Annotated in this window: 22 protein-coding genes and 1 tRNA gene; 13 read left to right on the forward strand and 10 right to left on the reverse strand. The window is 68.5% G+C overall.

The window, feature by feature from the left end; translation table 11 throughout:
- The first annotated feature begins 27 nt into the window (after positions 1-27).
- The 3 genes from CVV76_RS16860 (at position 28) to CVV76_RS16870 (ending at position 3,734) form a co-directional block, all read left to right on the forward strand.
- Complete coding sequence (locus CVV76_RS16860) at positions 28-1,269, forward strand: phenylacetate--CoA ligase family protein (RefSeq protein ID WP_102225852.1); 1,242 nt, start codon at positions 28-30, stop codon at positions 1,267-1,269.
- Positions 1,270-1,313: 44 nt separating this feature from the next.
- Entirely contained in the window at positions 1,314-3,014 is a 1,701-nt protein-coding gene (locus tag CVV76_RS16865) for a peptidoglycan-binding domain-containing protein (protein ID WP_102225853.1), read from the forward strand.
- 420 nt (positions 3,015-3,434) lie between these two features.
- Positions 3,435-3,734 carry a hypothetical protein gene (locus tag CVV76_RS16870; RefSeq protein WP_102225854.1) on the forward strand — a complete coding sequence of 100 codons (300 nt, stop codon included), beginning with the start codon at positions 3,435-3,437 and terminating at the stop codon, positions 3,732-3,734.
- Between the two features lie 121 nt (positions 3,735-3,855).
- Here the strand turns inward: CVV76_RS16870 and ykgO are convergent, their stop codons facing one another.
- A complete protein-coding gene (ykgO, locus tag CVV76_RS16875; protein ID WP_013069105.1) occupies positions 3,856-3,981 on the reverse strand; it encodes a type B 50S ribosomal protein L36 in 126 nt (41 codons plus the stop codon).
- A 79-nt stretch (positions 3,982-4,060) separates the two neighbouring features.
- Positions 4,061-4,135 (reverse strand) — tRNA-Val (locus CVV76_RS16880).
- A 155-nt stretch (positions 4,136-4,290) separates the two neighbouring features.
- Here CVV76_RS16880 and CVV76_RS16885 point away from each other — a divergent pair.
- Positions 4,291-5,160 (forward strand): N-formylglutamate amidohydrolase, encoded by an 870-nt coding sequence (locus CVV76_RS16885; RefSeq protein ID WP_102225855.1) that lies wholly within the window; start codon positions 4,291-4,293, stop codon positions 5,158-5,160.
- Between the two features lie 61 nt (positions 5,161-5,221).
- Here the strand turns inward: CVV76_RS16885 and dxs are convergent, their stop codons facing one another.
- From dxs to CVV76_RS16910, 5 genes are all read right to left on the reverse strand, one after another.
- Positions 5,222-7,141, reverse strand: coding sequence for a 1-deoxy-D-xylulose-5-phosphate synthase (gene dxs, locus CVV76_RS16890; protein WP_102225856.1), 1,920 nt, complete (start codon positions 7,139-7,141; stop codon positions 5,222-5,224).
- 19 nt (positions 7,142-7,160) lie between these two features.
- Complete coding sequence (locus CVV76_RS16895) at positions 7,161-8,027, reverse strand: polyprenyl synthetase family protein (protein ID WP_102225857.1); 867 nt, start codon at positions 8,025-8,027, stop codon at positions 7,161-7,163.
- Positions 8,028-8,030: 3 nt separating this feature from the next.
- A complete protein-coding gene (locus CVV76_RS16900; protein WP_102225858.1) occupies positions 8,031-8,282 on the reverse strand; it encodes an exodeoxyribonuclease VII small subunit in 252 nt (83 codons plus the stop codon).
- Positions 8,279-9,205: a histone deacetylase family protein gene (locus CVV76_RS16905; protein WP_102225859.1), complete on the reverse strand. Its 927-nt coding sequence runs from the start codon at positions 9,203-9,205 to the stop codon at positions 8,279-8,281. Before CVV76_RS16905 ends, CVV76_RS16900 begins: the two co-directional genes overlap by 4 nt.
- A gap of 159 nt (positions 9,206-9,364) precedes the next feature.
- Entirely contained in the window at positions 9,365-10,186 is an 822-nt protein-coding gene (locus CVV76_RS16910; RefSeq protein ID WP_102225860.1) for an ABC transporter permease, read from the reverse strand.
- Between the two features lie 180 nt (positions 10,187-10,366).
- Here CVV76_RS16910 and cysQ point away from each other — a divergent pair, with 180 nt between their 5' ends.
- From cysQ to CVV76_RS16950, 8 genes are all read left to right on the forward strand, one after another.
- On the forward strand, positions 10,367-11,176 hold the full coding sequence (gene cysQ, locus CVV76_RS16915; RefSeq protein WP_102225861.1) for a 3'(2'),5'-bisphosphate nucleotidase CysQ: 810 nt from the start codon (positions 10,367-10,369) through the stop codon (positions 11,174-11,176).
- 10 nt (positions 11,177-11,186) lie between these two features.
- A complete protein-coding gene (locus CVV76_RS16920; protein ID WP_102225862.1) occupies positions 11,187-11,987 on the forward strand; it encodes a 3-deoxy-manno-octulosonate cytidylyltransferase in 801 nt (266 codons plus the stop codon).
- Between the two features lie 13 nt (positions 11,988-12,000).
- Positions 12,001-13,266, forward strand: coding sequence for a glycosyltransferase family 2 protein (locus CVV76_RS16925; RefSeq protein ID WP_102225863.1), 1,266 nt, complete (start codon positions 12,001-12,003; stop codon positions 13,264-13,266).
- A gap of 152 nt (positions 13,267-13,418) precedes the next feature.
- Positions 13,419-14,312 (forward strand): UTP--glucose-1-phosphate uridylyltransferase GalU, encoded by an 894-nt coding sequence (gene galU, locus CVV76_RS16930; protein ID WP_102225864.1) that lies wholly within the window; start codon positions 13,419-13,421, stop codon positions 14,310-14,312.
- A gap of 23 nt (positions 14,313-14,335) precedes the next feature.
- On the forward strand, positions 14,336-15,568 hold the full coding sequence (locus CVV76_RS16935; protein WP_102225865.1) for a glycosyltransferase: 1,233 nt from the start codon (positions 14,336-14,338) through the stop codon (positions 15,566-15,568).
- A 72-nt stretch (positions 15,569-15,640) separates the two neighbouring features.
- Positions 15,641-16,627 carry a glycosyltransferase family 2 protein gene (locus CVV76_RS16940; protein WP_408607891.1) on the forward strand — a complete coding sequence of 329 codons (987 nt, stop codon included), beginning with the start codon at positions 15,641-15,643 and terminating at the stop codon, positions 16,625-16,627.
- A gap of 22 nt (positions 16,628-16,649) precedes the next feature.
- Positions 16,650-18,347, forward strand: a complete 1,698-nt coding sequence (locus CVV76_RS16945) for a DUF5927 domain-containing protein (protein ID WP_102225867.1) — start codon at positions 16,650-16,652, stop codon at positions 18,345-18,347.
- 4 nt (positions 18,348-18,351) lie between these two features.
- Complete coding sequence (locus tag CVV76_RS16950) at positions 18,352-19,794, forward strand: nodulation protein NodH (RefSeq protein WP_233192995.1); 1,443 nt, start codon at positions 18,352-18,354, stop codon at positions 19,792-19,794.
- Positions 19,795-19,928: 134 nt separating this feature from the next.
- On the opposite strand, the gene CVV76_RS16955 is transcribed toward CVV76_RS16950, so the two are convergent.
- The 3 genes from CVV76_RS16955 to CVV76_RS16965 are packed head-to-tail and all read right to left on the reverse strand — an operon-like array spanning position 19,929 to position 22,306.
- Positions 19,929-21,053: a CaiB/BaiF CoA transferase family protein gene (locus tag CVV76_RS16955; RefSeq protein WP_102225868.1), complete on the reverse strand. Its 1,125-nt coding sequence runs from the start codon at positions 21,051-21,053 to the stop codon at positions 19,929-19,931.
- Between the two features lies 1 nt (position 21,054).
- Positions 21,055-21,771 (reverse strand): DsbA family protein, encoded by a 717-nt coding sequence (locus CVV76_RS16960; protein ID WP_102225869.1) that lies wholly within the window; start codon positions 21,769-21,771, stop codon positions 21,055-21,057.
- 13 nt (positions 21,772-21,784) lie between these two features.
- A complete protein-coding gene (locus CVV76_RS16965; RefSeq protein ID WP_233192996.1) occupies positions 21,785-22,306 on the reverse strand; it encodes a DUF721 domain-containing protein in 522 nt (173 codons plus the stop codon).
- Between the two features lie 111 nt (positions 22,307-22,417).
- Between CVV76_RS16965 and mutY the strand changes: the two genes are divergently transcribed.
- On the forward strand, positions 22,418-23,488 hold the full coding sequence (gene mutY / locus CVV76_RS16970) for an A/G-specific adenine glycosylase (protein WP_102225870.1): 1,071 nt from the start codon (positions 22,418-22,420) through the stop codon (positions 23,486-23,488).
- Positions 23,489-23,526: the final 38 nt, after the last annotated feature.

Here is a 23,526-nt window from a genome sequence, read left to right on the forward strand (position 1 = left end):
GTCGGGGATGTGGCGAAGGACGGAAAGATGAGCACCCATTTCGACGATCTGGAAACCCGCAGCGCCGACCGGCGCGCCGCCGACCTTGCGCGCGACCTGCCCGCCCAGATCGCCCGGGCGATGAAGGCGCCGGGCCTTGCCGCGCTGCTGGGCGAGGTGGATCCCGCTGCGATCACGACGCCCGAGGCGCTGGCCGCCCTGCCGGTGATCCGCAAGTCGGAGCTGGCCGCGGCGCAGAAGGCCCGGCCGCCGCTGGGCGGGCTGATCCCGGCGGGCGGCGCTTTCGAACATGTCTTCCAATCCCCCGGCCCGATCTACGAGATCGGCCGCACCACCCCCGACTGGTGGCGCATGGGGCGTTTCCTGCATGCGGCGGGGATCGGCGCGGATGACATCGTGCAGAACTGCTTCGGCTACCACCTGACGCCCGCCGGGATGATCTTCGAAAGCGGCGCGCGGGCGGTGGGTGCGGCGGTGCTGCCCGCCGGGACCGGCCAGACCGAGCTTCAGGTCCGCGCCGCGGCCGATATCGGCTGCACCGCCTATGCCGGCACGCCCGATTACCTGAAGGTGATCCTCGACCGCGCGGCGGAGATGGGCGAGACGCTGAAATTCACCCGCGCGGTTGTGGGGGGCGGGGCGCTTTTCCCCAGCCTGCGCGCGGAGTATGCCGAGCGCGGCATCGCCTGCCTGCAATGCTACGCCACCGCCGATCTCGGCAATATCGCCTATGAGAGCCCTGCGCCCGATGACCCGCCGGGTGGCCCGCCCGAGGGCATGATCGTCGACGAGGGCGTGATCGTCGAGATCGTCACCCCCGGCACCGGCACCCCCGTCCTGCCGGGGCAGGTGGGCGAAGTGCTGGTGACCACGCTGAACCCCGACTATCCGCTGATCCGCTTCGCCACCGGCGACCTCTCGGCGGTGCTGCCCGGCGCCTCGCCCTGCGGCCGCACCAACATCCGGATCAGGGGCTGGATGGGCCGCGCCGACCAGACCACCAAGATCAAGGGCATGTTCGTCCGGCCCGAGCAGGTGGCCGCCCTCGTCGCCCGCCATGACGAGGTCAGCCGCGCCCGCGTGATCGCCGAGCGCGAGGGCGAGATGGACCTGATGATCGTGCAGATCGAAACCAGGGCCGCGAATCCGGCGTTGTATGAGGGAAGCGTCCTCGAGACGCTGAAATTGCGGGGCAGGGTCGAACTGGTGCCGCCCGGATCTCTGCCGAACGACGGCAAGGTGATCGAGGACCGGCGCAGCTACGACTAGAGGGCCATATGTCCCCCCGCGTGCCCCGAACGAGGGAGGGAAGGATGAAACGTCTTCACACTGCGACCGCGATCTGCGCGGTTGCCCTTGCCGCGCCGCTTGTGGCGCCGGTGCTTGGCCCCGTGGCCGCCCCGGTGATCGGCCCGGCCTTCGCGCAATCCGCCAATGTCGAGAGCCAGCCGCGCGCCATGCTGCTGGGCACGCCGCAATCGGCCGCCAATGCGCTGTCGAAGGCCGGCATGCGGGTCTCGCTCGACCAGGCGCTGAGCACGCCCGACCTGCGCCGCGCGCTTTCGGCGCTTTATCAGGACGGCGGCAGCGGGCCGCTGGTGATCGCGCTGAACGGCACCTTTGCCCATGGTGGCGGTCAGACCTGGCTTCTGGGGTCCGACGCGGCCGGCCAGCCGACGGAGCCGGATCTTGCCACGGTCGGCGGGGTCGGGGTTGGCCTCGACACGGTGATGGCCATCGCGGCCCGCCATGCGGGGCACGCGCTGATCCTTCTGGGCGATACCGACCGCAACCCCAAGCTGGGCGCAGGGCTTGAGGTCGGGATCGGCACGCTGGACATCCCGCAGGGCGTGACGGTGATGTACGGCCCCGCCACCAAGGTGTCGGCCTTCGCGGGCGGCGCGCTGGCACAGCGCGGGATCAGTCTGGGCGCGCTGGCCGATGCGCATTCCGAACTGAAGGCCGAGGGCTACCTGTCCGCCACCACGCCCTTCCTGCCGGAAGAGACCCGGGACGCGGGGGCGAATTCGCCTTCGTCCGTGCCGCCCTCGCCCTCCGACACCGGGGAGAGCGCGGCGTGGGATGTCGCCACCAAGGCAGATACCGAGACCGCGCTGCAGGCCTACCTCAACCGCTTTCCCAACGGCGTTCATGCCGAGGATGCCCGCCAGCAGATCGCCGCGATCAAGGCCGAGCCGAATCGCGCGCAGCGCCAGGCCGAGGATGCCCTGGGCCTGACCCGTGACCAGCGCCGGCAGGTGCAGCGCAACCTGTCGCTTCTGGGGCACGATCCGAAGGGCATCGACGGCATCTTCGGCCCCGGAACGCGCGCGGCGATTTCCGACTGGCAGGCCAGCGAGGGGGCGGCAAAGCCGACCGGCTACCTGACCGCCGCGCAGGTCGCAAAACTCGATGCCCAGGCCGCGGTGCGGCAGAAGCAGCTTGAGGCCGAGGCGGCCAAGCGCAAGCAGGAGCAGGATCGCAAGGATCGCGCCTATTGGGAAGATACCGGTGCCAAGGGCGACCGCGCCGGCCTGCAGGCCTATCTCGACCGCTACCCCGACGGCAATTACGCCGATGTCGCGCAGGGGCGGCTCGACAAGATGGATGCGGCCAGCCACGAACGCGCCCGACACGAGGACCGCGCGGCCTGGCATCGGGCGCAGCAGGACGACACTGTCGACGCCTACCGCCAGTACCTGCACGACCAGCCGGACGGCGCCTTCGCCGATGATGCCAAGATGCGGATCCGCCAGCTGAGGGGCGGGCCGGAGGGGCCGGATCGGCAAGCGGCCCAGGCGGGTGAGGAGCAGCTCAACATGACCGGGTTCACCCGCACGCTGGTCGAGAAGCGCCTGGGGCAGCTCGGCTATGACCCGGGGCAGGCCGACGGCCAGTTTGACCGTCAGACCCGCCGCGCCATCCGCCGGTTCCAGCGAGCCGCGGGCCTGCCGCCGACCGGTTACCTGGACCGCCAGACGCTTGTGCGGCTCGTGGCCGGCGCGGGGCAGTAGCCCCGTCCGGCGCGCGCAGCGCCGTCGCCCCAGGGGCGGGCGGGCCGCGGGTGGGCCCGGGGTCGAGACTGTCCCATCCACGTCCCTGGGGACACGCTGAAGTGCCCCCCGGGCGGCCGCGCCCCCGTAATACTGCACCTGCGCAATGATTCGCCGCAGTGCGGAAGGATTCGGGCCCCTGCCTCAAAGCCAAGCACTTGCCGCCGGAAGCGCCGCTGAAATCGGGGGCAAATGCCCCGCGGACCCGCAACATTCGGCAGGTTCGTTGCCCATCGGTGCCAGCTTGGAACCGGAGGTGACGATTTCTTGACAGGTCGGTGTTAAGATTTCGAAACTCGATATCCCGACATGCGCGGAAGCTTGCGACCGGGCAGTCAGGATGAACGAGAGACGCCCTGTGGGGGGCAAAGGAACGTCTGGGTGGAGGAAATCGTGGTTGTCGCGATGATGATTGCCGCCATGGCCGTCGGGGCCATTTCCGCGGTTGCAGCTTTACTGGCCGGCGCGACCTGGTGGGGCGCTGTTCTGGTGTATGCCGGCGCGGGCAGCCTGTCGCTGTTTGCCGTCGCGGGCTTTGCCGTGACATGCGACGCGCGCAGGTTACGCAAGGCACGCCGGACGGCCTCCGCCTCCGGCTATGGGCGCGCGTCCTCCATCGGCTGGACTGCGCCGATGCCGGTCTCGGGCCTCTCGGCGCCTGGTCGCCACGACGCCGACTGAGCGTCGCGATCCCGCTGCCCATTCGATCCGCGACGCGGAAGTCTCGGACCTTGCCGTCATGCACGACTCAAAAGGCCGCCCAGAGGGCGGCCTTTCGTATATTCCGTGGCTGGAGCCAGCCTCAGCCCTGACGGGCCTTGAACCGCTTCTGCGTCTTGTTGATCACGTAGACGCGGCCCTTGCGGCGCACGATCTGGCAATCGCGATGACGCTGCTTGAGCGAGCGGAGCGAGTTGCGGACCTTCATCGGTCGATCTCCTGTTCGCGGCGCGCGTGCGCCTTGAAAAACGAAAGCCCCCGGCGTGACGCCCCGGGGGCGGTGAAGATGGTGGGCGGTACTGGGATCGAACCAGTGGCCACTACGATGTCAACGTAGTGCTCTACCGCTGAGCTAACCGCCCACACCCAGCGCATACCGCCCAACATCCCTTCCGAAAAGAAAGGACGCGGGACGATCCGCGTCGGTCGGTGGGTCTATATAAAGAGTCGGCACGCGGTTCAAGAGGTTTTGGCAACTTCGCGAAACCGATTATATTGAAGCGCCGGAGGGTAACAGATGAACCGTGCCAGTACCGCCTATGACCTGTACCTGCCCGCCCGGCTCCGATCGGGTGTCGTGATCTCGTCGCCCCACTCCGGGCGCGACTATCCTTCGTCCTTCCTGGCCGCGTCGATGCTGGACCCGCACCAGATCCGTTCCTCCGAGGACGCCTTCGTCGACCTCCTCTTCGCCGAGGCGCCGCGGCTGGGGGCGCCGCTGATCTGCGCCCGCGCGCCCCGCGCCTATGTCGACCTCAACCGTGCCCGCGACGAGTTCGATCCCGCCGTGATCGCGGGGATTCGCGCGGCGGGGCACAATCCGCGCGTCAGTTCGGGCCTGGGGGTGATTCCCCGCGTCGTGTCGAACGGTCGGGCGATCTACCGCGGCAAGATCACCCCGCACGAGGCCCGCGCCCGTATCGCCGGTTTCTGGGAGCCCTACCACGCCCGGCTTCGGATGCTGATGGACGAAGCCCGCGCCACCTTCGGCGCGGCGGTGCTCATAGATGCCCATTCGATGCCGCATGAGGCGATCCAGCATCATTCGCGACCCGGCCGCCCGGCGCCCGAGGTCGTTCTGGGCGATCGCTTCGGGGCCTCCGCCGGGCCGGAAGTGATGGCGATCCTGGAAGAGGCGTTCTCTGCCGAGGGCTTTCGCGTCGCGCGCAACACGCCCTTTGCCGGCGCCTACATCACCCAGGCCTACGGCCGCCCCTCGCTGGGCCAGCACGTGGTCCAGGTGGAGATCGACCGCGCGCTCTACATGGATGAGGAGTCGATCCGCCCGAATGGCCGCTTCGCCGACATCCAGGCCGCGCTGACCCGCGCCATGGCCGGGATCATCGCCGCCTCGGGGCAGGACGACCAGCCGCTGGCCGCGGAATAGCGCGCGGAGGCGCCCCCGCCGGAAAGCGCGCCGCCCCGCCGGAAAGCACGACGTCCGGGCCTCAGGCCCGCCGGCTGGACAGTTCCGCGATTCCCAGCGTCTCGAGTACCTTGGCCTCGATCCGCGCGGCGTCGAGGCCGGCGACGTGATACATCGTGTCGGGGCTGGCCTGGTCGATGAAGATGTCGGGCAGCACCATCATGCGGAATTTCAGGCCCCGGTCGAACACCCCCGCGTCCGACAGCAGTTGTGCGACCTGGCTGCCAAAGCCGCCGACCGCGCCCTCCTCGATTGTGATCAGCGATTCGTGCTCGGCCGCCAGTCGCAGGATCAGCTCACGGTCCAGCGGCTTGGCAAAGCGCGCGTTCGCGACCGTTGGCGTGATGCCCCGCTGCGCGAGCGATTCGGCGGCTTTCTCGACCTCGGACAGGCGCGTGCCGAACGACAGGATCGCGACCCGCTTGCCCTCGCGGATCAGCCGGCCCCGGCCGATCTCCAGCACCTCGCCGCGTTCGGGCATGGTCACGCCCGAGCCTTCACCCCGCGGATAGCGGAAGGCCGAGGGGCCATCGTCGAGCGCATGCGCCGTGGCGACCATGTGCACGAGCTCCGCCTCGTCGGCGGCGGCCATCACCACCATGCCCGGCAGGTTGGAAAGGAAGGCCACGTCGAAGGCGCCCGCATGGGTCGCCCCGTCGGCCCCCACGAGGCCGGCGCGGTCGATGGCAAAGCGCACCGGCAGGCGCTGGATCGCGACGTCGTGCACCACCTGGTCGTAGCCGCGCTGCAGGAAGGTGGAATAGATCGCGCAGAACGGCTTCATCCCCGCCGCGGCGAGGCCGGCCGAGAAGGTCACCGCGTGCTGCTCGGCGATGCCCACGTCGAAGCAGCGCTTCGGGAACCGCTCGGCAAAGAGGTTGAGGCCGGTGCCGTCCGGCATCGCGGCGGTCACCGCGACCACCTTGTCGTCCTGCTCGGCCTGCGACAGCAGGGCGCGGGCGAAGACCTTGGTGTAGCTTGGCGCATTCGAGGGCGCCTTGACCTGCTTGCCGGTCAGGACGTCGAACTTGGCGGTCGCATGGCCGCGGTCGGGCGCGCCTTCGGCCGGTGCATAGCCCTTGCCCTTACGGGTGATCGCGTGAATCAGGATCGGCCCCGTGGCCCGCGCCCGCGCGGTGCGCAGCACCGGCAGCAGCTGTTCCATGTCGTGGCCGTCGATCGGGCCGAGGTAGCTGAACCCCATCTCCTCGAACAGCGACCCGCCCACGGCCAGCGTCTTGAGCATGTCCTTGGCCCGGCGCGCGCCCAGCTGGAACGGCTCGGGCAGGAGGCTGACCGCACCCTTGGCCGCCGCCTTCAGTTCCTGGAACGGCGCCCCGGCATAGAGCCGCGAGAGATAGGCCGACATCGCGCCGACGGGCGGGGCGATCGACATCTCGTTGTCGTTGAGGATGACGAACAGGCGCTTGCCCAGGTGGCCCGCGTTGTTCATCGCCTCGTAGGCCATGCCCGCGCTCATCGCGCCGTCGCCGATCACCGCGATCGCGTCGCCGGTGCCCTCGGCGCCCAGTTCGCGCGCCATGGCGAACCCCAGCGCCGCACTGATCGAGGTCGACGAATGCGCCGCGCCGAACGGGTCATAGGGGCTTTCCGACCGTTTGGTGAAGCCGGACAGACCGTGTTCCTGGCGCAGGGTGCGGATCCGGTCGCGCCGCCCGGTAAGGATCTTGTGGGGATAGCACTGGTGGCCGACATCCCAGACCAGCTTGTCGCGCGGGGTGTCGAACACTGCGTGGATCGCCACCGTCAGTTCGACCACGCCCAGCCCGGCGCCAAGGTGTCCGCCGGTTTCGCTCACCGCGCTGATCGTCTCGGCGCGCAGCTCGTCCGCCAGCTGTTTCAACTCGCGGTCGGTCAGTGCCTTGAGGTCTGCAGGAAGCTTTACCCGGTCGAGCACCGGGGTCTTGGGTCGGTCGGTCATGGCGCCCCTCCTCGGGGAATTACATCTCGCGGGCAATAACGAAGCGGGCCGCCTGTCGCAAGGTTTCCGCCCTGTCGCCATAAGCGGAAAGCGCCGCGCAGGCCTCGTCGACCAGCGCGCCGGCCCGGGCCTTCGCCCCTTCGAGGCCAAGCAGCGACACGAAGGTCGCCTTGCCCGCCTCGGCATCCTTCTGCAGCCGCTTGCCGGCCTTCTCGGCATCGCCCTCGACATCAAGGATGTCGTCGGCGATCTGGAAGGCAAGGCCCAGAGCATCGGCATAACGCCCAAGCGCCGCCGGATCCGCCCCTGCGATCACTGCCCCTGCCTCGGCCGACCAGCGAATGAGCGCGCCGGTCTTGCCCGCCTGCAACGCGGTGATCTGGTCCAGCGTCAGCGGCCGGGTCGCCGTCTCGGCCGCGATGTCGAGAGCCTGGCCCAGCACCATGCCCTCCGCCCCGGCGGCCTTCGCCATCCTGGCAACCAGCGCGATGCGCCGATCCGCCGGCCCCAGCGCCGGGACGGCCAGCAATTCGAAGGCCAGCGTCTGCAGGGCATCGCCAGCCAGCACCGCCGTCGCCTCGTCCCACTTCACATGCACTGTGGGTTGGCCCCGGCGCAGGTCGTCGTCATCCATTGACGGCAGGTCGTCGTGCACCAGGGAATAGGCGTGCATCGCCTCGACCGCCGCGGCGGCGATCACCGAGACCTCGGGCGCCACCCCGTGCAGGCGCGCGCCTTCCATCACCAGGAAGCCGCGCAGCCGCTTGCCGCCGCGCACGGCGTAGCGCATGGCATGAATCACCGGCTGATCGGCCCGGGCCGACAGCGCGTTCTCCAGCCGGGCCGCGATCAGCGCCGCGTCCTCGGCCAGCACCTCGGGAAACATGGGTTACAGCCCTTCGGCGGGATCGGTGCCGACCGCGCGCCCTTCGGCGGCGCGGATCTTCTCGACCTTCTCCTCGGCGGCCTTGAGCATCGCCTCGCAGCGCGCCTTCAGCGCCGCGCCGCGTTCGTAAAGCGCGATCGACTGTTCCAGCGGCACGTCGCCGCGCTCCAGCTTGCCGACCACCTGCTCAAGCTCGGCCATCGCCTGCTCGAAGCTCATCTGGTCCACCGGGCTATTGCTGGGGGTCTCGCTCATCGGCTCCGCTCCGTCAGTCCGCGCACATGGGTGGCCGTGCATTCGGCCAGCGCCTGCAAATCATATCCCCCCTCGAGTGTCGAGACCACCCGCCCGCCGCAGTGGCGACCCGCCAGCGTCAGGATCTCTTCGGTGAGCCAGCCGAAGTCGCCCGCCTGCCAGTTCAGCTGCGCCAGCGGGTCGGCGGCATGCGAATCGAACCCGGCGGAGACGATGATGAGTTCCGGCGCAAAGGCGTCGACCGCCGGCAGGATCACCCGCTCATAAGCGGCGCGCATCTCGGCGCCGCCGGTCCCGGGGGCGAGCGGCACGTTCAGCACGTTGTTCAGCGCGCCGCGCTCCTCCGTCCGTCCGGTCCCGGGGTAGAGCGGTATCTGGTGTGAGGAGCAGAACAGCGTCCGTCCCTCGTGCCACAGAAGATCCTGCGTGCCATTGCCGTGGTGGACGTCGAAGTCGACGATGGCGACGCGGGAAAGACCGTGGTGATCCAGCGCCCGTTTCGCCCCGATCGCCGCGCTTCCGAACAGGCAGAAACCCATCGGCGTCTCGCGCTCGGCATGGTGGCCGGGCGGGCGGCAGCCGACGAAGGCGGTCGTGTCCTCGCCGCCCAGCACCGCATCGACCGCGGCGCAGATCCCGCCGACGCCGCGCAGCGCCGCCGCCCACGACCCGGGCGAGAGGTAGGTGTCGCCGTCGAGCATGGTCCAGCCTTCCTCGGGCACCGCGTTGCGGATCCGCGCGATGTATCCCTCCGGGTGGCAGCGCGCGATCTCGGCCTCGTCGCCGATCGGCGCCAAGCGCCGGTCGAGCCCTTCGACCGTTTCCAGCGCGGCGGCCACGGCCTTCATCCGCGCGTGCTGTTCCGGGTGGCCCGGCGGCTCGCGGTGCCCCAGGCAATCCTCGTGCGTGTAGACGATGGTCATGCGCCCCTCCCCTGGCCTTCGTTCGGCAGAGGATACTCCGGTGTTTGCGCGGCGCAACCAGGGCGAGAGACGCAAGGCACGGTGCGCGCCCGGCCGCCCACCGCCCGGGCGCCCCGAGGACATGACCCGACCGGGACGCGCCCGGCCCGGGGCGCGATCCTACCGCTTGGCGCCCCAGCTCAGCGAGGCGTGCTGGCGGGTCCAGAATTCGCCCATCAGCCCGACCATCAGACAGGCGATGCAGACGTAGATCGGGTATTCGAGGTTGGAATTGTGCGGGTTGTAATTGATGAAGATGAAGCCGCGCGACTGGTCGATGATATGGAACAGCGGGTTCCAGTCGAAATACGAAAGCAGCGTCGGGGTCAGCGTATTGGCCACGAACATCTTGCCCGAGGCGATCATGTTGGCCCGCATGTAGACCAGCGACAGGATCCCGATCACCTCCGGAGACCATGGCTTGAAGGCGCGGAACACCATGCCGATCGCGATCCCCGAGAACCAGGCCAGCAACAGCACCCCCATCGCCTGCACGGGTTCGTAGATCACGAAGGGGGTGAAGGCGCAGTAATAGATCGTCAGTACGACGACCATCGACAGCACCTGCACGTAAAGCGTACCCAGGGCCGCCGCCCCGATCGACACGATCGTGTTCATCGGCGCGTGTTTCATCATCTGCGAGGTCGGTCCGTCCGCCGCCACCACGGCGCCCATGGTCTTGGTGTGGGTCATGAACATGAACACGCCCGACATGATGTAGAGCACGAAGTCGCCCCGGATCGAGGTGGAGCGCAGCTTCAGCACCACGATCAGCACGTAGAACACGACGATCAGAAGGACCGTCTGCACCATGTTCAGCAACAGGCCGACGATCGCGTTGCGGTGGGTCTTGCGCACGTGGCGCACCGCGGCATGGTAGATCAGCTCCAGCTGGCCGAACGCCAGACGCAGCGTCGAGGGCGGAAGATCCTGCCTGAACATGCCGTCGATTCCTGCCTCGCTCGCATCGCCCCCGGAGGCGGTCTCCAGGGCGGTCTCCAGAGTTGTCTCCGGTGGAAATCCCGGCGAATGCTTGCCGTCCGGTGCTATCGGGATGATAAGGAAGCGGACCCCTTGAATCAACTGCCGGGCGCGAAACCCCCGCCCGCACGAGGAGAAACAATGTCGCGACCTGATCCCGCCCGCCTCGTCTCTGTCTTCCGCCGTCTCGCGCTGGAGGCCGGCGACAAGATCATGGAGATCTACGGCGCCGAAGATTTCGAGGTGCGCTCCAAGTCCGACGCCTCGCCGGTGACCGAGGCCGACGAGGCCGCCGACGCGCTGATCTCTGCCGGATTGCGCGCGGCCTTTCCCGATCTGCCGCTGGTGACCGAGGAGCAATCGGACACCCACGACCAGAAGATCTCGACCTTCCTGATCGTCGACCCGCTCGACGGGACCAAGGAGTTCGTCAAGCGGCGCGGCGATTTTACCGTCAACATCGCCTATGTCGAAGACGGCGTGCCGGTCTTCGGCGTGGTCTATGCGCCGGCGAAGGGGCGGCTCTTCTACACCGCAGCCGATGGCGCGTCGGTCGAGGAGAGCGGTGATTTCGCCAAGGACGCGCCCGGCGCGACCACGCCGCTCAGGGTCTCGACGCCCGATAACGGCGCCCTGATGGTCGTCGCCTCGAAATCGCACCGCGATGCCGCGACCGATGCCTATATCGGCCGCTACGGCGTCCGCGACATGACCAGCGCCGGTTCGTCGCTGAAGTTTTGCCTGGTCGCGACGGGCGAGGCTGACCTTTATCCCCGTCTCGGGCGGACGATGGAATGGGATACGGCGGCGGGCGACGCGGTGCTGCGCGGGGCAGGGGGGGCGATGGTGCGCTTCGACGATCACACCCCCTTCACCTACGGCAAGCCGGGGTTCGAGAACCCGTTCTTCATCGCCCACGCCCCCGGCGTCGACCTGAAGCCCGCCGAGTGAGGGGCTTTCGGTGAAGACGCTGATCGTCATTCCCGCGCGCTATGCCTCGTCGCGCTATCCGGGCAAGCCGCTGGTCACGCTGACCGGCGCCACCGGCGAAAGCCGCAGCCTGATCGAACGCTCCTGGCGCGCGGCGGCGGAGGTGCGGGGCGTGACCCGCGTCGTCGTCGCGACCGACGACGACCGGATCCGCGACGCCGCGGAGGCCTTCGGCGCCGAGGTGGTGATGACCTCGACCGAATGCCGCAACGGGACCGAGCGTTGCGCCGAGGCGCATGAGACGCTGGGTGGCGGCTACGACATCGTGGTGAATTTGCAGGGCGACGCGCCTCTGACGCCGGCCTGGTTCATCGAGGATCTGGTCGCGGGGCTGGCTGCCGACGCGACAGCCGAGGTCGCGACCCCGGTATTGCGCTGCGACGGTCGGGCGCTGAACGGCTTTCTCGACGACCGCCGCGCCGGCCGTGTCGGCGGCACCACGGCGGTGTTCGGCGCCGGCCGCAAGGCGCTCTACTTCTCCAAGGAGGTGATCCCCTACACCGGGAAGACCTACGCCGACGACGACCCGACCCCGGTGTTTCACCATGTCGGTGTCTACGCCTACCGCCCCGCTGCGCTGGCCGCCTACCCGCTATGGGAACCCGGCCCGATCGAGTCGCTCGAAGGTCTCGAACAACTGCGGTTCCTCGAGCGCGAGCGCCCGGTCCTCTGCGTCGAGGTCGAGGCCCGCGGCCGCCAGTTCTGGGAGCTGAACAACCCGTCGGACGTGCCGAAGATCGAGGCGATGTTGGCCGAGATGGGCGCGCCATGAACGGGGCGCGGGGATGAACGGGCGCGCGGGCCCTCCGGCGACCAGCGTCGTCGTGGTCTCGCGCCACCGTCCCGAGGCGCTGCACCGCTGCCTCTGCGCGCTGAGCCAGCAGGATCACCCGCGGCTCGAGGTCATCGTGGTGGCGGACCCCCAGGCCTGCGCCGCGTTGCACCTGCTGTCGGACAGCCTGCGGATCGTCCCCTTCGACGAGGCCAACATCTCGGCTGCGCGCAATCTGGGCCTCGCCCATGCGGCGGGCGAGGTGGTGGCCTTCATCGACGACGACGCAGCGGCAGAGCCCACCTGGGCCAGCCGCCTGGCCGCCCCCTTTGCCGATCCGCGGGTGGCGGCGGCGACCGGCTTCGTGCGCGGGCGCAACGGCATCTCCTATCAGTGGAAGGCGGCGACGGTGGACCGCTTCGGCGAGGACACGGCCCTTGCCGTGGACGAGGGCGCGGTGACACTACTGCCGGGCGATGGGGTGGGCGCGGTCAAGACCCAGGGCACCAACATGGCGTTCCGGGCCGACACGTTGCGCGCGGCGGGCGGCTTCGACCCGGCGCTGCGCTTCTACCTCGACGAGGCGCATGTGAACCTCACCCTTGCGGCCGCCGGGCACCTGACTGCGGTGGTGCCGGGGGCACAGGTGCATCACGGCTTTGCCGCCAGCGCCCGGCGCCGCGCCGACCGCGCGCCCACCGACCTGACCGAGATCGGCGCCTCGGTCGCGGTCTTCCTGCGCCGCCACGCGGCCGGCGAAGACCCGGCGCCGGTGCTGGACCGACTGCGCGCCGCGCAGCGCCGGCGCCTTGTCGCGATGATGGTCGACGGGCGTCTGTCGCCCCCCGACGTGCCGCGCCTTCTTGCCACGCTCGAGACCGGCCTGGCCGAGGGTGTCGCCCGACCGCTGCCCGCGCCCGCCCCGATCGCCACCCGGGCGGCGCCGTTCCGCCCCCTGCCGGGCACCGGCCCGCGCGCGGGTCTGGTGGTGTCGGGCCGTCCCTGGATCGCCGCGCGCCTGGCCCGGACCGCCGCCGCGGGCGTCGCCGCGGGGCGCATCGTCACGCTGATCCTTCTGGGCCCGAGCGCCCGCCCGCTTACGATGCGTTACGATCCCGCGGGATACTGGATCCTGGCCGGGGGGCTTTTCGGACGGGCGGAGCGGGCGGGCCCCCGCCCAAGAATTACCCGTTTCTCCGCGCGAGTGGCGCGCGAATCGGCACGCATCGGCGGATTTCGCCCGGTTGCCGCCCCAGGCAGGAACCCCCGAAACCTCTAAGGGGTTCTCAAGAAATCGCGCGCTTGTTAAGCTGGGGACGTAGTGCTGACCTTCCGAGGGCAAGATCTGAAGGCCGGTCCCGGTGCAAGTGTTTCCGACACGGCCGCCGCGCTTCATGCTGCGGTAGATACGGACAGAGAGGACGTGACAACATGTCGAAGAAGGTAACGAAGGCGGTATTCCCGGTCGCAGGGCTCGGAACACGCTTTTTGCCCGCTACCAAGTCGATTCCGAAAGAGATCATGACGCTGGTCGACCGACCCCTGATCCAATACGCGATCGACGAGGCGCGGGCCGCCGGGATCAAGGAATTCATCTTCGTGACGTCGCGGGGCAAGGGCGCGCTCGAGGATTACTTCGATCACGCGCCGCATATCGAGCAGGAGCTCAAGAAGAAGGGCAAGGATGACCTTCTCGAGATCCTCAAGGGCACCAACATGGAGAGCGGCGCGATCGCCTACGTGCGCCAGCACAAGGCGCTTGGCCTCGGCCACGCGGTCTGGTGCGCCAGCCGCCTGATCGGGAACGAACCCTTCGCCGTGATCCTGCCCGACGACGTGATCGCCGCCGAAACCCCCTGCCTCCAGCAGATGGTCGAGGCCCATGCCGAAACCGGCGGCAACATGGTCGCCGCGATGGAAGTACCGGCCGAGAAGGCCTCGGCCTACGGTCTTCTGGACGTGTCCGAGGACATGGGGTCAATGGTCCGCGTCAAGGGCATGGTCGAGAAGCCGAAGCCCGAGGACGCGCCCTCGAACCTTGCCGTGATCGGGCGTTACATCCTCACGCCGAAGGTGCTGCGCAACCTCAACAAGAAGCAGGCTGGTGCGGGCGGAGAGATCCAGTTGACCGACGCCATCGCGCAGGAAATCGCGGCCTCGAACGACGTCTACGGCTACCGTTTCCGCGGTCAGCGCTTCGACTGCGGCTCCAAGGCGGGCTTCCTGCAGGCGACCGTGGCCTTCGGCCTGGCGCGCGAGGAACTGCATGACGAGTTCTCGCAGTACCTGCAGGAAATGGCGGCGATCCAGAAGGCGGCCCAATAACTCCGCTCGCCGGCAGTCCCCACATGACCGAGGCCGCGCCCCCCACGGCGCGGCTTCTTGACCTGACGCGGCTGGTGTCGCGGGCGGGTCATCCCGCCGACACCGGCATCGACCGGGTCGAGCGCGCCTATCTCGACACATTGCTGGCCCGGCCTGAGCCGCTCTATGCCCTGGTGCGGACAACGCTGGGCTTCGTCCTGCTGCCACCCGGCGGCACCGCGGCGCTGCGCGACCGCCTGAACGGCACGCATCCCTGGGGCGTGCAGGATCTGCTGGGGCGTCTTGCGCAGCGTCGCAATCCGGGCCGCGCCGCCGCCGAGGCCGACCTGCGTCGCCTCGCGCTCGACCGCGCGCGGCCCGCGGGGCTGACGCGGCTTCTGGGGCGGCTGCCCGAGGGGTTCGCCTATGTCAACGTCGGCCATGCCAACTTGTCGGCGCGGGTCTTTGCCGCGGTGAGGGAGGTGGGCGGACGTGTCTCGGTGCTGATCCACGACACGATCCCGCTCGATCATCCGCAATTCGCCTCTCCGGGCCTGCCCGAGGCTTTCGCCGCCCGGATCGCGGCGGTGGCCCGCGGCGCCGACCTGGTGATCTGCAATTCCGAGGTGACCCGCTCCGATGCCGCCCGCCACTTTGCCGCCACTGGCCGGGTGCCGCCGATGATTGTTTCTCATCTGGGAACGGACAGGCCGAGGCCCGACCCCGCGGCACTTCCGCCAGGGCTTCCGCCCGAGGTGATCGGGGGCGCCCCCTATTTCGTGACGCTGGGCACGATCGAGCCGCGCAAGAACCTCGATTTGCTGCTCGACATCTGGGAGGCGGCGGCGGGCGCACTGCCGCCACTCCTGATCGTAGGGCGGCGCGGCTGGGCCGGGGCGGCGACGCTTGCCCGGCTCGATGCGCCGCCGCCGGGGGTGCATCTGGCCGGCGCGCTTTCGGATGGCGCCGTGGCGGCGCTTCTGGCGGGGTCTGCCGGCCTGCTGTTCCCTAGCTTGGCCGAGGGCTACGGTCTGCCACCGGTCGAGGCCGCGGCCCTGGGTGTGCCGGTGCTCTGTGGCGATCTTGCCATCTACCGCGAGACACTGGGTGATTACCCCGTTTACGCGGACCCGACCGACCGCTATCTTTGGCGCGGAAAAATCGACGCCATGGCGGCACTTGCGAGCAAGACCAAGGGGAAGAGCAGCACGGTGCGGAGAAGCCCGCGCCTTCCGACCTGGGGGGATCATTTCAAGCCGGTGTTAAGCTTGACGTGATAGCCGGGCTTGATCCTTCGCTTGCGGCTGTCGGGAGGCTGGGGACGCTTGGGACTGTGGAATTCATATGTGCTGCGCCTCGCGCGGAGGCGCTGGCGGTTCCGTGCCTTCCGCAAGCGGCGCGAGCTGAAGCCAGTCGTCAACCGCACCGGCATCATCGGCCGCCACGACATCCTTGTCTTTTCGACCCTCAGGAACGAACGGGTCCGGCTGCCCTATTTCCTGCAGTACTACCGCGACATGGGGGTCAATCATTTCCTGTTTGTCGACAATGACTCGGACGACGGGTCGCGCGAATACCTGATCGAGCAATCCGACTGCTCGGTCTGGACCACCAAGGCAAGCTACAAGCGGTCGCGCTTTGGCGTCGACTGGCTGAACTGGCTGCAGACGCGGTACGGCCACAATCACTGGTGCCTTGTCGTCGATCCGGACGAATTCCTCGTCTACCCGTTCTGCGACACCCGCTCCATCCGGGCGCTGACCGACTGGCTGGACGCGTCGTCGATCCGGTCGTTCGGGGCGATGCTTCTCGACATGTATCCCAAGGGGCGGCTGGATGCGCAGCCCTACCGCGAAGGCACCGACCCGTTCGAGATCGCGAACTGGTTCGACAGCGGCAATTACACGATCCAGCGCAACCACCGCTTCGGCAACCTCTGGATCCAGGGCGGGCCCCGCGCCCGGGCCTTCTTTCCGCAGGAGCCGGAGCGTGCGCCGGCGCTCAACAAGATCCCGCTGGTGAAATGGCACCGGCATTATACCTACACCAGCTCCACCCACATGCTGCTGCCGCGTGGCCTGAACCTCGTCTACGACGAATGGGGCGGGGAAAAGGCTTCCGGCTGCCTTCTTCACGCCAAGTTCCTGGATACTTTCACCCGGAAATCGGCGGAGGAGCTGACCCGGCGTCAGCACTATGCCAACAGCCACGAATACCGCGCCTATGCCGCGGGCTTGAAGGACGATCCGGACCTGTGGTGCAAGTGGAGCGAGAAATACATCAACTGGCGCCAGCTCGAGATCCTGGGGCTGATGTCGAAGGGCAACTGGGCATGACACCGAAAGGGGACCCGGCGGCGTGAGCATCGGCTTCATCATGCTGTGCCACACCGCGCTGGACCGTGCGGCCGAGGTTGCCCGCCACTGGGCCGGCCGCGGCTATCCCGTCGTCCTCCACGTCGACCGGCGTGTCAGCAAGCAGGGGTATGCCCGGCTGACCCGACTGCTGGCCGATCTCGACAACGTCCGCTTTTCGGCCCGTCATCGCTGCGAATGGGGCACCTGGTCGCTGGTCGCCGCGACCCAGCAGGCATCCGAGCTGATGCTGCGGGAATTCGCGGGCGTCCGGCATGTCTACCTTGCCTCGGGTTCCTGCCTGCCGCTGCGCCCGGTCGAGGAGCTGGAGGCCTATCTTGCCGCCCACCCGCGGACCGATTTCATCGAATCCGTGACGACCGAGGATGTCGGCTGGACAGTGGGTGGCATCGACGTCGAACGCTTCACCCTGCGCTTTCCCTTCTCGTGGAAGAAGAACCGCGCCGCCTTCGACTGGTATGTGAGCTTTCAGCGCCGCATCAAGTTCAAGCGCCGCATCCCCGACGGCCTGGTACCGCACCTCGGCAGCCAGTGGTGGTGCCTGACCCGGCAGACGCTTTCGGCCATCCTGCAAGACCCCGACCGGGAGGCTTATGACGCCTATTTCAAGCGCGTCTGGATCCCGGACGAGAGCTATTTCCAGACCCTGACCCGGCTTTATTCCACGAATATCGAAAGCCGGTCGCTGACGCTGTCGAAGTTCGACTTTCAGGGCAAGCCGCACATCTTCTACGACGATCACCTCCAGCTTCTGCGCCGCTCGGACTGCTTCGTCGCGCGCAAGATCTGGGCGCATGCCGACAAGCTCTACGATACGTTCCTGCACGGCACCGGCGCCCAGCAGCCGAAGGCCGAGCCAAACCCGGGCAAGATCGACCGCCTCTTCGCCAAGGCGGTGGAGCGCCGGACCCGCGGGCGCCCGGGCCTTTACATGCAGTCGCGCTTTCCCAACGAGAACTGGGAGAACGGTCGCACCTGCGCGCCCTATTCGGTCTTCGCCGGTTTCACCGAGCTTTTCGAGGATTACGAGACCTGGCTGTCCAAGACCACCGGCAGCCGGGTGCACGGCCATCTCTACGCCGCCAAGCGGGTGGAGTTCGCGGGGGGCGAGACGGTCTACAACGGCGCGATGTCCGACAGCGCCAAGCTGCGCGATTACAACGCCCAGGCCTTCCTGACCAACCTGATCTGGAACACCCGGGGCGAGCGGCAGTGCTTCCAGTTCGGCCCCGCCGATACACAATACCTTGGCTGGTTCATGGCGCTGGACCAGAATGCCCAGATCTCGGTCATCTCGGGGGCATGGGCGGTGCCGCTGTTCCGCTCCAACCTCGATTTCGCGGCGATCCGGAAAGAGGCCGCCCGGCTGCAGAAGATCGAAGGCGATTTCCTGAACGTCCTGCGCTCGCCCTACGTCAAGGCCCGTATCCGAATCTGGACCATGGCCGAATTCGTCGAAAGCCCGATGGAGCCGCTGCAAAGCATCATCGACGAGATCAACCCCCGGGCGCTGCGCCGGCTGGCGGAGGCGCCCAAGATGGTTGACCTCACCGGCTTTGGCCAGTTCCTCCAGAACCTCAAGAACCAGGGCATGCAGCCGCTGCTGATGGGCGATTTCCCCGTGGGCGACCTGCCGCGCAGCCCCGGTGCCCGCCGTTCCCGGCCCTATCTGGTGAAGTGATCCCGTGACCGACCAACCCGCCGCAAGCCCCTCCGCCGCCATCTCCCCCGCTGCCGCGCGCCGCGGGCGGTTCGATTTCTTCGTCATCCTGGCCGAGATGCGGACCGGGTCGAACTTTCTCGAGGCGAACCTGAACGAGTTCGCCTCGCTGCGCTGCCTGGGCGAGGCGTTCAACCCGGTCTTCGTCGCGCACAAGAACCAGGACGACCTTTATGGCATCGACCTTGCCGCGCGCGAGGCCGACCCGCTGGAGCTGGTACGTCGGATGGTCGAACATTGCGACGGTCTGCCGGGGTTCCGCTTCTTCCACGACCACGATCCGCGGGTGTTGGAACACATCATGGCCAACCCGCGCTGCGCCAAGGTGGTGCTGACGCGGAACCCGCTGGAAAGCTACGTCTCGCTCAGGATCGCGAACGAGACGGGACAGTGGAAGCTGACCAACGTCAAGCATCAGCGGCAGGCGCAGGTGCGCTTCGACCCCGTCGCGTTCGAGAGCCACCTCGAGAAGATCCAGGCCTTTCAGATCGAGATCATGCACGCGCTGCAGATCACGGGCCAGACTGCCTTCTATATCGATTATGAGGATATCGGCGATGTCGAGGTGCTGAACGGGCTGGCCGCGTTCCTGGGCACCGACGAGCGGATCGAGGCGGTCTCGACCAAGCTCAAGGTGCAGAACCCCGAGGCCACCGCCGACAAGGTGCGCAACCCCGAAGAGATGGAGGCGGCCCTTGCCCGCCTCGACCGGTTCAACCTGTCGCGCACCCCGAACTTCGAACCGCGCCGCGGGCCTGCGGTGCCGGGATTCTGGGCCGGGGACGGGGCAGGCATTCTCTACATGCCGGTGAAGGCGGGGCCCGAGGCACAGGTCTGCGCCTGGCTGGAGGCCGCGGGCGGCGGCCTCGTCGGCAGCTTTACCCAGAAGTCGCTGCGCCAGTGGAAGCGGCGCCACGACGGGCACCGCAGCTTCACCGTCGTGCGCCACCCGGTGCCCCGCGCCTACGCGGCCTTCTGCGCCGATGTGCTGGGCGAGGAGAACCGCGACTTTCGGGTGATCCTGAAACGCTACCAGGTCGCGGTGCCCGAGGAAGGGGCGGATCTGGCAACCCTCCGCGCCGGCTTCGTGTCGTTCCTTGGGTTTCTGAAGAAGAACCTCGCCGGTCAGACCTCGGTCCGGATCGATGGCGCCTGGGCCAGCCAGTCGGTGGTGCTGCAAGGCTTTGCGAAATTCCAGGGACCGGACCTCGTGATCCGCGAGGAACGGCTGGCCGAGGGGCTGGCCTATCTTGCGGCGGAAGTGGGCATCGCCCCGCCGGCGCTGCCTGCGGATCCCGACGTAGCGCCCTATCCGCTGGCCGCGCTCTACGACGAAAGCGTCGAGGCCGCGGCGCGGGAGGCCTATCAGCGGGACTACATGTCCTTTGGCTGGGGCAAATGGGGGTAGGTCTGCACTGCGGGGGCATACCCTCGCACCCTCTGCATCCGCGGGGGTTTCACACCCCCGCACCCCCGTGGGATATTTTCACTCAGAAGAAGGCAGCGGGGGGCCGGCGGGGTGCCGCAGCGGGCCCGGACGGGTCATTCCAGCAGCTCCTGGTCGGCGCCGAGTTTCGGGGAGGGACGGTCGAGCGACAGGTCTGCCTCCGAGAAGGTGAAGGGGGAGCGCACGCCGGGGACGCCGTCGAGATCCAGTTGCAGACCGCGGGCCCGGATCTGCGGGTCGGCGAAGACTTCGGCCAGGTCGTTGATCGGGCCGGCGGGGATGCCGCGGGCCTCGCAGGCGGCCAGGAGGTCGGCCTTGGTCCAGCGGGTGGTCGCTGCGGTCAGGAGCCGGGTCAGTTCCTCGCGGTTGCCGACCCGGTCGGCATTGGTCGCGAAATCCGGCGAGGCGGCCATGCCGTCGAGGCCCAGCACGTCGCAGAGCCTGCCGAACTGGCCATCGTTGCCGACCGCGAGGATGATCCAGCCGTCGGCGCAGTCGAAGACCGCGTAGGGCGCGAGGTTGGGGTGGGCGTTGCCCATCATCCGCGGCGGCGTGCCGGAGGAGAGGTAGTTCATCGCCTGGTTCGCCATTACCGAGGTGGCAACGTCGAGAAGCGCCATGTCGATCTGCTGGCCGCGGCCCGTCGACTGGCGCTGGTGCAGCGCGGCGAGGACCGCGGTGGCGGCATAGAGGCCGGTGAAGATGTCGGTCACCGCGACGCCCACCTTCTGGGGCTGGCCATCGGGGGCGCCGGTCACGCTCATCAGCCCCGACATGCCCTGGATGATGAAATCGTAGCCCGCGCGGTGGGCATAGGGCCCGGTCTGACCGAAGCCGGTGATCGAGCAATAGACCAGCCGCGGGTTGACCGCCGAGAGGCCGGCATAGTCGAGGCCGTACTTGGCCAGGCCGCCGACCTTGAAATTCTCGATCACCACGTCGGCATCGGCCACCAGCCGCTTCACGGCCGCCTGACCCTCGGGCGTGCGGAAATCGCAGGTGACGGATCTCTTGCCGCGGTTGGCGGCGTGGAAATAGGCCGCCGTGCGATCACCCTCGCGCTCGATGAAGGGCGGGCCCCAACGGCGGGTGTCGTCGCCTTCCGGGGCCTCGACCTTGATCACCTCGGCGCCGAGGTCGGCCAGCGTCTGACCGGCCCAGGGGCCGGCCAGGATGCGTGCCAGTTCGACGACGCGGATGCCCTCGAGAGGAGCTGCCACGTTACTTCTTCAGCAGGCCGTCGAGGGTCTTGGAAAAGTCCTCGTAGCTCATGTTGTTGTATTTCTTGCCGTTGATGATGAAGGTCGGTGTGCCGTCGATCTGGTCTTTCTGGCTCAGGGTCTGGAACTTCAGCACCATCGCCTGCAGCATCTTGCCATCGGACAGGCAGGTCTGGATCTGGTCCTTCGACAGCCCGGCGGAAAGGCCGATCTTGGTCAGCTTGGCGATCACCTCGTTCGGGTCGTTCGAGGCGGCCCAGTCGCGCTGCTGGTCGTAGATCATGTCGGAGATGCCGTAGAACCGCATCTCGCCGCCGCAGCGGGCGATCGCGTCGGCCCAGAGGCCGTACTTGTCGAAGAAGAAGGCGCGGAAGGTGAACTTCACCTTGCCGGTGTCGATGTAGTTCTTCTTGAGCTGCGGGTAGACTTCCTTGTGGAACTCGGCGCAGTGCGGGCAGGTGAAGGCGCCGTATTCGATCACGTGGATCGGCGCGTTGGCGTCGCCCTCGGAATAATCGGGCACCTTGGGAAGATCGGCGGCCTCTTTCGCGCGGGCGTCGGACTGGGCCTTGGTTTCGGGCGCCTGGGTCGCGGCCTTGGTCTGGCCGGTGTCCGAACTGGTCTGGGCGTTCGCGGCGGGCGCGGCCACGCCGGTCCAGAGCGCGGCGGCGGCAATCAGCGCGGTCGCGCGCAGGACGCCGGGAAGGGTCTTCAGCATTGGTCTGCCTCTCTCATTTTCGGGGGCGAGTTAAGACGTTTTGGCCCAGGGCTTCAAGGGCGGCCCGAAGACCCGGGTCCTGCACCTCGCCCGAGGCCTGGGCCGCGCGCTGCCGCACCTCCGGCGGGGGCGCGGCGGGGGGGGCCTTGGGCGCGGGGGTGAATTCCACCTGCCCCTCGGAGAAACCGGTGGGCGCGGTCTGGGTGATCAGCACGCGGCTGATCGCGGCATAGCCGTAGCACGCGTTCACCCGCTCGACGATCCGGGTCTTCTGCATCTCGACCTCGGGCGCGCGGGCGCCGGTGGTCAAGAGCGTCAGCGTGGCGCCGAAGCCGTCGCGGGGGTAGGTCACCTTCACCGGGCGGGCGCAGGCGGCGATGTCGGCCCCCGCGATCTCGGCCCAATGGGTCAACAGCCGGGTGACGGCGAAGCCGCGGCTTTCGCCGGCCTTGCGGATACGTTCCTTCAACAGGCCCGAGGCCGGTTCGAAGCCGCGCATCCGGCGGGCAGGGGGCTTGTTCGAGGGCCTGGGCATGGTCTTCCTGATGATCCGGCTGTCAATCTCCGAGCCTCACCCTATTCTAAGGAGCGGCGGAGCGGAGACCAGAGGTTTGCAGGGGGACGTGGCATAAAATCGCGTGACGAAATGGCGGAGGCCAAGGCCGAGGAAAAGGCGGAGGCGGCGGCGCTCTTGCGCTGGTACGACGTGCATGCGCGGGTGATGCCCTGGCGCGTGGGGCCTGCGGCGCGCGCGGCGGGGGAACGCCCCGACCCCTACCGCGTCTGGCTGTCGGAGGTGATGCTGCAGCAGACCACGGTGGCGGCGGTGCGGGACTATTTCCACCGTTTCACTGCCCGCTGGCCGGATGTCGGCGCGCTTGCAGCCGCCGACGAGGCCGAGGTGATGGCCGAATGGGCAGGACTTGGCTACTATGCCCGGGCGCGCAATCTGCTGAAGTGCGCCCGCGTCGTGGCGGGCGATCTGGGCGGGACGTTTCCCGATACGGCTGACGGTCTGCGCGCCCTGCCGGGGATCGGGCCCTACACCGCCGCCGCCATCGCTTCGATCGCCTTCGACCGGGCCGAGACGGTGGTCGACGGCAATGTCGAGCGTGTGGTTGCCCGGCTCGACCGGGTCGAGGCGCCGATGCCGGGGTCGAAGCCGGAGCTCGCCCGCCGGGCGGAACGGCTGACCCCACCCGCGCGCCCCGGCGATTTCGCGCAGGCGATGATGGACCTCGGCGCCACGATCTGTACCCCGCGCAACCCGGTCTGCGCGCTCTGTCCACTGGAAGGATTCTGCGCCGCCCGCGCGGCCGGCGTGCAGGCCGAGCTTCCGCGCAAGGCGGCGAAGGCCCCGAAGCCCACCCGCCAGGGAATCGCCTATGTGGCGCGTACGGAAGACGGCGGCTGGCTGCTGGAAGAGCGCCCGGACCGGGGGCTTCTGGGCGGAATGCTCGGCTGGCCCGGAACCGACTGGGCCGAGGCGGCGCCCGCTGCCGCGCCGCCCGTGCCTGCCGATTGGCAGGACGCGGGCGAGGTGCGTCACACCTTCACCCATTTCCACCTGGTCCTGACGGTGATGGCGGCCAGCCTGCCCCCCGGGGCCGCACCGGAGAGGGGAGAGATCGTGCCGGGATCCCGCTTCGACCCCCGCGCGTTGCCTACCGTGATGCGCAAGGCGCATGCCGCCGCCCGCGTGCTGGTGGAGAATTGAGCGCGGCCCGCGTGCCGGGCTATAGTTCCGCCATGGGG

Source organism: Acidimangrovimonas sediminis (genome assembly GCF_002871005.1).
Lineage (GTDB): Bacteria > Pseudomonadota > Alphaproteobacteria > Rhodobacterales > Rhodobacteraceae > Acidimangrovimonas > Acidimangrovimonas sediminis.